We start from the raw sequence: 12,074 nt of genomic DNA on the forward strand, positions 1-12,074 counted from the left end.
ATATGTTAAAACATAGTTTTACTTTTTTATGCTTATTGGTGCTAGCCGGTTGTGCTCAAGTACCTCAAAGCAAAGTAGACGAAAGGGATCCACTGCAAAGTATTAATCGTCCGTTATACGACTTTAATATGGATGTATTGGATGCATATATACTACGTCCAGCCGCAGTCGGTTATATAACAGTAACTCCAGCACCTGTTCGACGAAGTGTTGTACATTTTACCGATAATATTACTGCTCCAGTAGATATGATAAATGCGGGTTTACAAGGTAAAGCAGGTAATGCAAGTGTTAGCCTTGCCCGTTTTTTAGTTAACTCTACTGTTGGTATTTTTGGTCTTTTTGATGTTGCAAGTTCATTAGGTCTTGAAGTTGTAGATGAAGACTTTGGACAAACGTTAGGTGTATGGGGCGTGGGTGACGGCGCTTATTTGATGCTCCCAGCCATGGGACCAAGTACAGCACGTAACTTAACCGGCGATGTAGTTGATGGATTTGTACTGCCTGATATAGCCCTTACTACACCACAAACTATTTTAGTATTTGTTTTAAAAGCGGTAGAAGCTCGTGCATCATTAATACCTCAAGAAGGGCTATTAAATGATTCACTTGACCCATATTTATTTGTAAAAGATATCTACTTTCAGCGTCAAATATACGAGCTGTATGATGGTAACCCGCCAATTAAAGAAGAGCCTGCAGATTTTGATGAAGACTTTTTAGAAAGTTTATAATTAAATTTAGCAAAAAAAATGCCAGCAACTGCTGGCATTTTTCATTTTTAGTCGTTTATTCTCTAACCATTAACTGCATTTGCTCATTAACCCAGCCTAGAGCTTCATGATAAGCATCAGGTACTTTATCCCCTAGGTTAAGCTCTTTGGTTATTTCGTTTGCAGCAGACCAGTTTGCTTGTTCGTAGTATTTAACTAAATTTAAATATTTAGCGAGTAAGCCTTCGTCTTTAAGTAGTGCCATTTTTATTTCGCTAGAGAGCGGTAGCTTTTTCATTACGCTTTCCATGCTTTCATCTAAAATAGCATCCATTAGCGACATCATGCCGGTTAAAAACGCCATGCCAGTATCTTTAAATTTACCATGCGATATAGCGAGTAATTCGCCAAAACGAGCACGAGTAAGTGATAATCTGATGAGCTCTACTGGCTTATCTGCAGATACTTGTGCTGCAAATAACAAAGAGAGTAATTTTTTAATTTCATTCTCACCAAGTACAATAAGCGCTTGCTTAATAGTACTAATTTCAGCACGTCGAGCAAATGCAGCTGAGTTTGAGTAACGCAATAGTTTGTATGATAAATTTACATCGCGCTCGAATACATCTGTGATCTTTTTCAGATCTATTTCAACGCTTGAAGTTTCATAAAGTAATTCAGCTAATGCCATTTCTGATGGCGGTAATGCCTTACTTTGCACCATTTCTGGCTTTGAAAAGAAAAAACCTTGGAAATAATCAAAACCGAGATCTAATGCCAAGCTATACATTTCATACGTTTCTACTTTTTCAGCAAGTAATTTAATATGCGGATGCGCTTTTAAATCATTAATAACACTTTTAATAGTATCGGTGTCACATGCTAAAAAATCGATTTTAATAATATCTACGAACGGGTAAAAGTGACGCCAAACTGGCTGATGAATGTAATCATCTAAAGCTATCGTATAACCTTTATCTTTTAAGTCTTTAACAATAGCTAACAGACGCTTACCTGGTTGAATTGTTTCAAGTATTTCAACAACAATGGTGTCTTTACCCAACAAAGTTGGGTAACCCTTTAGTAGGGTCTCTAAAGTGAAGTTTATATACGCAGGTTTATTATCTGTTAAATCTTCTAGTCCAAAATTAAACTGGCTACCTTCAATTAAACGCGTTGTTGCTTCGTCTCCGTCTATATCGGGGAACACGTTATCTACGCCATCACGAAACAAAAGTTCATAACCAATTAGTTCTTTATCGCGATTTAAAATTGGTTGGCGTGCGGCATAAAAATACATAAACAATTCCGTATAGTTAAAATCAGTAACAATTGTAATAATATATTGGAAAACATTCAAAATAGCATTATGTATATTGATACTTTTAATAAATAATCATTACAAATTAAAGGGTTTATTTGTTTTTTTAGTTTTTCTTACCATTTTGTTCTAAAAACATTCAAGATGGGTGTTTTTGAATCAAGAAAAAGTAACAAGTTGGGGATTTCCATATTAAGCATGATATAGTCTTCGAGAATGGTTTTTATCCTAATAGTGTCTTTATTATAATATTTTAAGAGTCAATATTCGGATCAAGAGCCTGTTATTAATAATTATGCGGAGGCTAATTTGGAAACAGGAATGATTATTTCACTGGCGTTATACTTTGTAGTGATGCTTGGTATAGGACTATATGCATATAAGCAATCTACAAGTGACGTCTCAGGTTATATGTTAGGTGGGCGAAACTTATCACCAAGTGTTGCAGCTCTTTCAGCTGGTGCATCAGACATGAGTGGTTGGATTCTAATGGGCTTGCCAGGTGCAATGTTTGTTACCGGTTTTAGTAGTGTATGGATAGCAATTGGTTTAGTGATTGGTGCTTGGTTAAATTATCTATTAGTTGCACCTAGATTACGTGTCTACACTGAAAAAGCGAATGACTCTATAACAATCCCAGATTATTTCTCAAATCGCTTCAATGATAAGTCAAACTTATTACGTGTTGTATCTGCTGTTGTGATTATAGTTTTCTTTACTCTTTATACGTCATCAGGTGTTGTAGCCGGCGGAAAATTGTTTGAAAGCTCATTTGGTCTAAGTTATGAACTGGGTTTATACATTACAACAGGTGTAGTTGTTTTATATACTTTGTTTGGTGGTTTTTTAGCGGTTAGCTTAACTGACTTCGTGCAAGGTTGTATTATGTTTATTGCACTAATTCTAGTGCCTACCGTTGCATACTCTTTGCTTGAGCAACCCCTGGAATCTACTCTACATAGTGTAAATCCTGATATGCTCAACTGGATTGGAGCAGGCTCTGCATTAGGTATTATTTCTGCAATGGCATGGGGCTTAGGTTATTTTGGGCAACCACATATCATTGTTCGTTTTATGTCGGTACGTAGTGTTAAGGATATGCCTAAAGCTCGCCGTATTGGTATGACATGGATGATTGTTGCTGCACTTGGTGCTGTTGGTACTGGTATATTTGGTGCTGCTTATACTTATGAAAACAATATTGTAGTTGAAGATCCTGAAACGATTTTCTTAATTCTTTCTGAGTTATTGTTTCACCCACTTATTGCCGGCTTTTTATTAGCTGCAATTTTGGCTGCTATTATGAGTACTATCTCATCGCAATTGCTAGTAAGTTCAAGTTCATTGACTGAAGATCTATATAAAACATTTTTACGTAAAGATGCTAGCGACTTTGAATTAGTTACTGTTGGTCGAATTAGCGTTGCATTTGTTGCCCTGTTTGCAATTTATTTAGCGTACGATAGAAATAGCTCTATCTTAGACCTAGTTAGTAATGCATGGGCAGGCTTTGGTGCTGCATTCGGTCCATTGGTGCTGTTCAGCCTTTATTGGAAACGTATGAATTTTGCTGGCGCCTTATCTGGTATGTTAGTAGGTGCGTTTACAGTGCTTATTTGGATTTATGGTCCGTTTACTATTAACGGTGAAAGTTTAAGTAGCTTTATGTATGAAATAGTACCAGGCTTTATTTTATCAAGTATTGCAATTGTAGCCGTAAGTTTAGCGACAAAAGCACCTGAGGAAAATATTACTACTTTATTTGATGAAGTAGAAAAAGAGCTTTAAGTAGCGCGTTATGACTCTTCTTTTTGATGAGTTATAAGCAATAAAAAAAGGGAGCAACTAAGTTGCTCCCTTTTTTATTAATATATTAATACACGGTTTAGCTTACTTTTTTCTCATCGTTATCTTGGGCAGCTGAAGCGTTGTCTGCTTTTTTATTTTTAGCTGGGGCTTTGGTAACAACCGGATCTTTGCCACCTTTCAATATAGTCATAAAGTCTTCTTTACTCTTAGCTATTTCTAAAGCAAGTGACTCTATTTGTTGCTCGCTTAATGGCACATCTACTTTTTCTAACATTAGCTCAAGTGACTCAGCAATATCGAGCATTTTGTCATAGGCATCAGCTTCTTTTTTAGTAGTAAACGTCATGCGCTCGACTCCGTTTCGTTCTACAACATATTTAACAACAACAGCCATGATTTCTCCTGCAAGCTTGCGTGGCAATGTGGTTTATGAAAACCATTAGATTACTGTTTTTATGTACAGTAATGGTTTGTGGTGTAATTTGCAAGTCTCTCTTATTAATTTTTAGGTGTCTTAAATTTGACAAAAAACACTAACTTTACTTTAGTTAAGCAATCACTTGCTGTACCCGCTGCATTTTTACCATTTCGGAAATTAGTGATAATGCGTTTAGGTACACTTTAAGTGATGAGTTTGTAGCTCCTTATTTATTGAATGTCTCCTGAGCAAAATAATGAACGTTCGATAAGAACAATAAGGAAACCACAATGAAGATTTTTAAAAGCTTATTATTTGTTAGTTTGTTATGTTTATTTCCTGCAACAGTCACGTTTGCACAGTCATCAGAAGTTCTCCAAGAAATGCCTCAATTTGAACCTGTAAGTATTAATAACGCAGATTTAAATATGCTGGCTAAGCTTCCAGGTATCGGTAAAAAAAAGGCGCAAGCAATTATTGATTACAGAGAAGAAAATGGTGAATTTACCAATGTAGATGATTTAGCTCAAGTGAAGGGGGTTGGTAAAAAACTGATGACTAAGCTTGAAGGAAAAATAAAATTGTAGATGAGTAGGGGCGCTAAGCGCCCTGTTCAAATTGTTTTAATGCTTCAGCTAGGTTTTTTTTAGCAAAATTAATTTCAATTGGTGTTGTTAATAGTGGATAACATAACCCACCCAGTATTAAAAATGGGATAACTATCCAGCCTTTAAATAAGGTAAATATTAGAAATAGCGGACTTAATAATACAAGCTTTATTATACGTAATAACACGCGCTCGGTAGGAGATATCATACTCAGTGACAGCGCAATAACGGCTTGTCTTTCGCGTATTTTTAAATGCTTTAGCTCATCTAGTTGGCTAGAAAAAAAAGTAAACATATTAAATCGACTTCTTCGTAATTAAACGGTTAATAATGAGTAGGGCTAATACAACTGAAAATAAAGCAAATATAATCTCCATCCATGCAGGCATGCTTAAACCTACAAACTGCCAATCAATATTCGCACAATCACCCGTCGCTTGAAAAAAGCTAGGGATCCATTCGTGTAATGGCATAAAAGAAGGAAAGTTTGGTTCAAATTCACAACTGAACGCAAAAGGATCTGTTGTTGTTTGCATATCAATATGTTCTCGTGCGATTAAGTACCCCCAACCACTTGATATTCCCCATACTAAATAAGCAATCACTCTTGCTATTTTACTCTGTGGTTTAGCTGAGCCAATAACACCTGCACCAAGTAAACCAAGTACAGCTGTACGTTGATAGATACACATAATGCATGGAGCAAGCCCCATTTTATATTGAAAAAAGAGTGCCGTTACTTCAAGCAAAAATACGATAGCAGTAAATAAAAGCCAAGGAGTACGTTGCGTAGGTAGTTGTGCAAGCCAGTTCATAAAAAATCCGCAGTCAAATAAGAGGTTAGATTATGACTTAGGATAAAGTAAGCCACAAGGGAAACGAAAAAAAAGCGACTTTAGTCGTTTTTTAAGTAGGGATAATGATTATTAATCATTATCTCAGAAGTGACGGAGTGATACTTTAAATAGCACTTATATTTATAAATTGGGCTTGTTAAATAAACCCAGCTTGAGTGAAGTGAAAGCAAAAAGGTCAATGGTAACAATGTACCCAATGTGAATGTGTCTATCGGATATTATTTAAAGGTGTGATTTAATTTAAATTATTAATTTATTATAAATAGTGGTTCATTTGCTTTAACTAATATACCTTACTTTACTTGTTAGTTATGCATCGTCTGGTACAATCAGTCAGTTATTCGTGTAAACAATGAGTTGTAGATTAATTCGAGTGGGAATTGAATGAGAATTTTTAAAGCGAAAAGCCCAGCAGGATTTGCTGAAGAATATATAGTTGAATCTATTTGGAACGGCGATTTTCCACCAGGTTCAATTCTACCTGCAGAACGGGAACTCTCGGAGTTAATTGGTGTAACAAGAACAACTTTACGTGAAGTATTACAACGTTTAGCGCGTGATGGCTGGCTGACTATTCAACACGGTAAACCAACTAAAGTTAATAACTTTTGGGAAACGTCAGGCTTAAATATTCTTGAAACGTTAGCACGTCTTGATGAAGATAAAATGCCAGAGCTGACAGATCAGTTATTATCAGCAAGAACAAATATCAGTGCTATTTATACTCGTGCTGCAATTAAGTTGAACCCAGAGCGTGTAATTGAAATTTTATCGCAAAGCCATGAGCTAGAAGATACCGCTCAAGCGTTTTCTGATTACGACTATAAAGTACATCATGAACTAGCTGTTGCCGGTAATAACCGTATATATGTATTAATTTTAAATGGTTTTAGAGGCTTTTATTCTAAAATTGGATGCCATTATTTCTCAGATGCAGGTACTCGCGAACTTGCACGTCAGTTTTATAAAGATTTAACCGTATTAGCTGAAAATAAAGAGCACGATGGTGCTATTTCTATGATGCGTAAATATGGTCATCAAACCGGTGAAATCTGGCAGAAAATCAGAGGCGACATGCCCTCTGATATTATGGATTAAACCTATATTTAAAAGCCTGCTAATGCAGGTTTTTTTATAACCTAAATTCGTTATTTATAAGCGTTCGGTATTTTCGATTAGTCACATCGCTAAATACGATTGTCCTTTTCTAGTTAATAACTCTAGAATGCCAATTAATTATATGTCGCTGCTATTGGTTTTTAACTTTTAGCGCCCATATAACTATCAGCATTGCGAAAGCAATTGATAACAAACTCAAAATATTTGGAGAATAAAATGGGTGTATTAGTAGGCCGCCAGGCACCAGACTTTACCGCTGCAGCTGTTCTTGGTAACGGTGAAATTGTAGATAGCTATAACCTTCATGAAACAATTAAAGGTAAAAAAGCAGTTATCTTCTTTTACCCACTAGATTTCACGTTTGTATGTCCTTCTGAACTTATTGCATTTGATAAGCGTTTTGAAGATTTTAAAAAGCGTGGCGTAGAAGTAATTGGTGTTTCTATCGATTCACAATTCTCACATAACGCATGGCGTAACACTGCTATAGCAGATGGCGGTATTGGTAAAGTTCAATACGCACTAGTTGCAGATGTTAAACACGAAATTTGTAAAGCATACGACGTTGAACACCCTGAAGCTGGTGTTGCATTTCGTGGTTCTTTCTTAATTGACGAAGAAGGTAACGTACGTCACCAAGTAGTGAACGATTTACCACTTGGTCGTAACATTGATGAAATGCTACGTATGGTTGATGCACTAGCGTTCCACACTGAGAACGGTGAAGTTTGTCCTGCTGGTTGGACTGAAGGTAAAAAAGGTATGGATGCAAGCCCAGAAGGCGTTGCTAAATTCTTATCTGAAAACGAAGGCGACCTATAATTTAGGTTCTTTGTTTAAATAAAACCGCCAATTGGCGGTTTTTTTATATTTAATTTAAAATGTAAATCTTACTTTTGTATACAGGTAACGACCACGAGGGTTATGTACACCAGACACATAACCGTATAAATCGCTATCACCATCACCAATTGCAAATGGTGGCTCTTCATCAAATAAGTTATTAACACCTAACGATAATTTAATAGATTCAGTAATTCGATAAGACGTTTGTAAATCGACTAGTGTTTGTGAGTCAACCATACGCGATGTATTACTATCAAAATCTAAAGTACCGTCAAAGTTGATATCAGGTGTGTCTTCAAATTCACCTACATAACTAATGTTTAAGTTTGTATTAAACTCACCAACTTCCCAGTTGGTAGAGAAAATAAAGCGATGTTCAGGGTAGCCATATTCGCCAGTGTAATCACGACCATCTTTTTCAAACTTGTCTTGATAAGCCCATTCTAAATTAAACTTAAGTAAACCTAAGTCATCAAGAGAGTGATTATAGTTTGCAGAAATATCAACGCCGGAGACTTCCTGCGACGATAAGTTTTTAAATGTGCTGTGTACTTTTTGTATTGTGCCTAGGCTTAAACCACCTGTTGTTGGTAGACGAACGCAAACTGTACTATTTTGATTGCCGCATTCTGCAGCATAAATAGGACCAAACTCTTCTTGATCAATTTTATTATCTTGAGTAATACTCCACACATCAACACTTACACCGAATTCGGCTGCTGGTGCCCAGATAACCCCTACATTCCATGATTCAGATTCTTCTGCTTTTAAGTCAGGATTACCTGAAAACTCAATGTTGTAATCAAGGGCTTGGCAATCTAATCCTGTTTGTTCACAGCGCTCTGTATCCACAAAAAATTGACTTTTTTGTGATGGACCTAAACCTATTTGTGCTAATGACGGCGCTCTAAAGCCTTGAGCCCACGAACCACGTACAGTAATTTCTTCAGTGGGTGCCCAGCGCAGAGCTACTTTTGGATTAGTTGTAGTACCAAAGTCACTGTAATCATCGTAACGACCCGCTAATTGTAGTTCAAGGTTATCAGCAAGCGGAATCGAAAACTCAACATAGGCAGCATACTGCTCACGATCAGCAGAGGCTGATACAGACTCAGTACCAAAAATTAAGCCTCGTTGAAATTGATCATCAGGAATATCGCTTACATCTTCTTCTCGGTATTCAATACCTGCCGCCATCATGATCACATCATCACCAAAACTAAATGCTTCGCCGGTAATGTTTGCATCAAATGATGTCATGTGTGATTCGCCGCGTCGCACTAAACTGGTTGTTATTCTATCGATAACGGCTGCATCATTATAAGTGCCGCCAAATGGGTTGTAATTTCCAGCATCAATTTCTTGTTGTAAAAAGTCAGTGCGTACCCAACCTTGGGTTCTATCGCCAGTTTGCAGCGATTTACTTCGACCTTTTTGTACCGCTGTTTCCCAGCTCCAATCGTTAATTTCGCCTTTTAAACCAGCAACAAAACGAAGAGTATCCGATTCAATATCCCATTGTCGTGCACCGGCATCTACAGTACGGTAACGACCAATTTGAATATCTTCACCATATGGATTATTAGGATGGCTTGCAGGTACTGTTAATCCTGCATCTTCATCAAGGGGGGTGGGTGCACCTGCCGCTATAGAACTATTATGCTGTACTGCTATTTCTAAAAAGCCAGTTATACCAGCATCAAAACGATATTCAAATTGTGAAATTGCACCTACACGCTCCGACGCAGGAGCAATGTAGCCATAAGAGCCGTAATCAAATAAACAACTCCCCCCTGAAGTTGCATTTTCAGCAGGGCATGAAGGGTCAATTGTTTTTACGCCATCGACATAAAAGTATCCAGGGAAACCACGAGAAGAGCGGAAATCTTCACCGCCATAAGGTTCTTGGTTTGCAGTGCCTAAACGACCCATTTCATCAGAAGAAAGAGAGGTGTTTTTAAAGTAATCAATAATAACTGATGCACTACTCTTTTCGCTTGTAGTACCCCAAACAAGGCTAGCTGTTGTTTCTTCATAATTTGGACCGTCGGTACCGCCGTAGCCTAAATTAATCTCAACACCATCAATATCTTTCTTTAAAATAACGTTAACTACACCCGCTACAGCATCTGAGCCATAAATAGCTGATGCGCCATCTTTTAGTATATCAATTCTCTCAATAGCAGATATTGGAATGCTGTTTATATCTACAAATGAATTAGTAATACCTTCAGCAAAGGCACTAATTGATACACGACGACCATTAATTAGTACAAGTGTAGCGTCGGCTCCTAAGCCACGTAAACTAACGGCAGCAGATCCATTTGCTGTTGAGTCTTGGTTATTACCACGGGTAGAAAAAGTACCATTACCTGCAACAGGCATTCTTTCAAGAAGTTGCTGTAAATTGTCGTAACCCATGTTTTCAATATCAACTCGACCTATAGATTGCACCGGAGAGGGACCTTCTATATCTGATCGCTTGATGCGTGAACCTGTTACTTCAATGCGTTCTACTTTCTTTACTTCATCTGCAGCATATGAAGTTGTTGTAAAGCCAGCTGATAATACGAGTGTTGCACCCACAATAATACTGGGTGTAAATACGGTTGATTGCTTCATCCTTAAATCCTTGTTGATATGTTATTAATATTGTTTTTTAAAACAGGTACATTAATATCATGTAACTTAAGTGTTATCAATTGCGCTTTTTTGTGATTTTAGTATGGGTTTTGGAATGGTTTTGTTGATATTTTAATCTGAAAAAATTATTTGATACGAATAAGCTTAACGTTTTTGGGAGTTGTATCTAATTATATTTGCTCGAGAGTTGAGTTAAATAGATAGTAATTAGGTTTTAATATTTTTTGTAATAATTTATTTTACTTGCGATAAATTGAATCGAGTAAATAAAAACGCCTAACAGAGTTAGGCGTTGAGGTTATACTTTGTGTTTCATTAAGCGTTCTTTTTCGCGAGACCAATCTTTATTTTTCCCGTCGTCGCGCTTGTCATGCAGCTTTTTACCTTTTGCTAAATAAAACTCCAGTTTTACCCAGCATTTTTTCCAGTACATCGCAGTGGCTATTAATGAATAACCATCACGTTCGGTAGCACCGAGTAAGCGGTCTAGCTCACGTCTGCTTAATAATAGTTTGCGATAACGCATTGGATCGCAAATAACATGGGTAGATGCACTATTAAGAGGCTGAATTTGCGCGCCAAGTAAAAATGCTTCGCCATTTTTAAGGTGAATATAAGTTTCGGTGATGTTTACTTTACCAGCTCGGATACTTTTTACTTCCCAGCCTTGTAGTTCCACACCTGCTTCAAACTTATCGTGTAAAAAATACTCATGTCGCGCTTTTTTGTTTAGCGCGATGGTATTACTGTTCGATTTTGATGAATTTTTCTTAGCCATAGTGCCCTATAATATACGTAATGTGAGATGTTTTACATCGATTTTTTTAATAATGCTTTTAAAAAGTTAAGGTTTAATTTAAGCAGTATGAAAATTTGGGGAAACGCACAAAGCTTGCTAAAATTCGCCCACACAGTTGGGAGTGAGTATGCCACAAATAGAAAAAAGTGCGCTGGTTATGTACAGCACTAAAGAAATGTTTGATCTAGTTAATGACGTAGAAGCTTATTCGCAGTTTTTACCAAATTGCTCAAACTCAAAAATTGTTTCACAACACGATAATAACATGACCGCGAGTTTAGAAATATCCAAGGCGGGTATAAAAAAGTGGTTTACCACCGAAAACACCTTTATTAATGAGGATACAGTGCTGCTGCGCCTTGTTGATGGTCCGTTTAAAATGTTAAAAGGTCGCTGGCATTTCCAAGAACTTGATGCCAAAGCATGTAAAGTACAGCTAGAACTAGAGTTTGAGTTTTCGAGTAAACTAGTTGAGCTTGCTTTTGGTAAAATTTTTAATGATGTAGCAAAAAATATGGTAAGTGCGTTTACTAAGCGTGCTAAGCAAGTTTATGGAGATCGAGTATGATTAATGTTGAAGTCGTATTTGCTTTACCAACTACAGCAACCACTTTATCTATTGAAGTATTAGAAGGTACAACAGTAGAGCAGGCGGTGATTCAATCAGGAATTATCGAAAAGTGCCCAGAAATAGATGCTCAAGCATTAACTTTAGGTGTATGGAATAGAACAGTAAAGCCAACTCTAGAGCTTAAAAATGGCGACAGAATTGAGATTTATCGGCCGTTAATTGCAGACCCTAAAGATGCCCGTAGAAAACGTGCTGAAAAAGCAAAAGATGAAGGTCGAGCAAATAAAATAACGGGTGGAAGACCAATAGAGCGGTAATTATTTACTGATGAATACTAAAAAGGTGAGCATTGCTCACCTTTTTGTTAACG

General features: G+C 36.9%; 13 protein-coding genes. 7 read left to right on the forward strand and 6 right to left on the reverse strand.

Translation table 11 applies throughout. From position 1 onward, the window contains the following. Positions 1-2: 2 nt before the first annotated feature. Complete coding sequence (locus GQR56_RS01875; RefSeq protein WP_166108965.1) at positions 3-734, forward strand: VacJ family lipoprotein; 732 nt, start codon at positions 3-5, stop codon at positions 732-734. 55 nt (positions 735-789) lie between these two features. Here the strand turns inward: GQR56_RS01875 and GQR56_RS01880 are convergent, their stop codons facing one another. Next, positions 790-2,013 (reverse strand): HDOD domain-containing protein, encoded by a 1,224-nt coding sequence (locus GQR56_RS01880; protein ID WP_024612001.1) that lies wholly within the window; start codon positions 2,011-2,013, stop codon positions 790-792. A gap of 330 nt (positions 2,014-2,343) precedes the next feature. Here GQR56_RS01880 and putP point away from each other — a divergent pair, with 330 nt between their 5' ends. Beyond that, the gene (gene putP / locus GQR56_RS01885; protein WP_024612002.1) at positions 2,344-3,822 is read left to right on the forward strand and encodes a sodium/proline symporter PutP; all 1,479 of its coding nucleotides are present in this window, start codon (positions 2,344-2,346) and stop codon (positions 3,820-3,822) included. A 97-nt stretch (positions 3,823-3,919) separates the two neighbouring features. Here putP and GQR56_RS01890 read toward each other — a convergent pair whose 3' ends face one another. Further along, positions 3,920-4,237, reverse strand: coding sequence for a YebG family protein (locus tag GQR56_RS01890; RefSeq protein ID WP_166108966.1), 318 nt, complete (start codon positions 4,235-4,237; stop codon positions 3,920-3,922). Between the two features lie 314 nt (positions 4,238-4,551). Between GQR56_RS01890 and GQR56_RS01895 the strand changes: the two genes are divergently transcribed. Continuing rightward, positions 4,552-4,848, forward strand: coding sequence for a ComEA family DNA-binding protein (locus GQR56_RS01895; protein WP_166108967.1), 297 nt, complete (start codon positions 4,552-4,554; stop codon positions 4,846-4,848). Positions 4,849-4,861: 13 nt separating this feature from the next. Here GQR56_RS01895 and GQR56_RS01900 read toward each other — a convergent pair whose 3' ends face one another. Together GQR56_RS01900 and dsbB are read right to left on the reverse strand one after the other, a co-directional pair. Beyond that, positions 4,862-5,164: a DUF6170 family protein gene (locus GQR56_RS01900; protein ID WP_024612005.1), complete on the reverse strand. Its 303-nt coding sequence runs from the start codon at positions 5,162-5,164 to the stop codon at positions 4,862-4,864. A gap of 1 nt (position 5,165) precedes the next feature. Further along, complete coding sequence (gene dsbB, locus GQR56_RS01905; RefSeq protein ID WP_166108968.1) at positions 5,166-5,684, reverse strand: disulfide bond formation protein DsbB; 519 nt, start codon at positions 5,682-5,684, stop codon at positions 5,166-5,168. A gap of 426 nt (positions 5,685-6,110) precedes the next feature. Here dsbB and fadR point away from each other — a divergent pair, with 426 nt between their 5' ends. Beyond that, positions 6,111-6,824 carry a fatty acid metabolism transcriptional regulator FadR gene (fadR, locus tag GQR56_RS01910; protein WP_024612007.1) on the forward strand — a complete coding sequence of 238 codons (714 nt, stop codon included), beginning with the start codon at positions 6,111-6,113 and terminating at the stop codon, positions 6,822-6,824. A gap of 237 nt (positions 6,825-7,061) precedes the next feature. Next, positions 7,062-7,667, forward strand: coding sequence for a peroxiredoxin C (locus GQR56_RS01915; RefSeq protein WP_166108969.1), 606 nt, complete (start codon positions 7,062-7,064; stop codon positions 7,665-7,667). Positions 7,668-7,721: 54 nt separating this feature from the next. Here the strand turns inward: GQR56_RS01915 and GQR56_RS01920 are convergent, their stop codons facing one another. Both GQR56_RS01920 and smpB read right to left on the reverse strand, forming a co-directional pair. Further along, positions 7,722-10,313 carry a TonB-dependent receptor gene (locus GQR56_RS01920; RefSeq protein WP_166108970.1) on the reverse strand — a complete coding sequence of 864 codons (2,592 nt, stop codon included), beginning with the start codon at positions 10,311-10,313 and terminating at the stop codon, positions 7,722-7,724. Between the two features lie 319 nt (positions 10,314-10,632). After that, positions 10,633-11,112: an SsrA-binding protein SmpB gene (gene smpB / locus GQR56_RS01925; protein ID WP_024612010.1), complete on the reverse strand. Its 480-nt coding sequence runs from the start codon at positions 11,110-11,112 to the stop codon at positions 10,633-10,635. Between the two features lie 148 nt (positions 11,113-11,260). Here smpB and GQR56_RS01930 point away from each other — a divergent pair, with 148 nt between their 5' ends. Together GQR56_RS01930 and GQR56_RS01935 are read left to right on the forward strand one after the other, a co-directional pair. After that, positions 11,261-11,701 (forward strand): type II toxin-antitoxin system RatA family toxin, encoded by a 441-nt coding sequence (locus GQR56_RS01930; protein ID WP_166108971.1) that lies wholly within the window; start codon positions 11,261-11,263, stop codon positions 11,699-11,701. Further along, positions 11,698-12,021, forward strand: coding sequence for an RnfH family protein (locus GQR56_RS01935; RefSeq protein WP_024612012.1), 324 nt, complete (start codon positions 11,698-11,700; stop codon positions 12,019-12,021). Before GQR56_RS01930 ends, GQR56_RS01935 begins: the two co-directional genes overlap by 4 nt. Positions 12,022-12,074 lie beyond the last annotated feature (53 nt).

Origin of the sequence: Pseudoalteromonas sp. Z9A5, assembly GCF_011378875.1 — a bacterium.
In the GTDB taxonomy this organism is placed as follows: Bacteria; Pseudomonadota; Gammaproteobacteria; order Enterobacterales; family Alteromonadaceae; genus Pseudoalteromonas.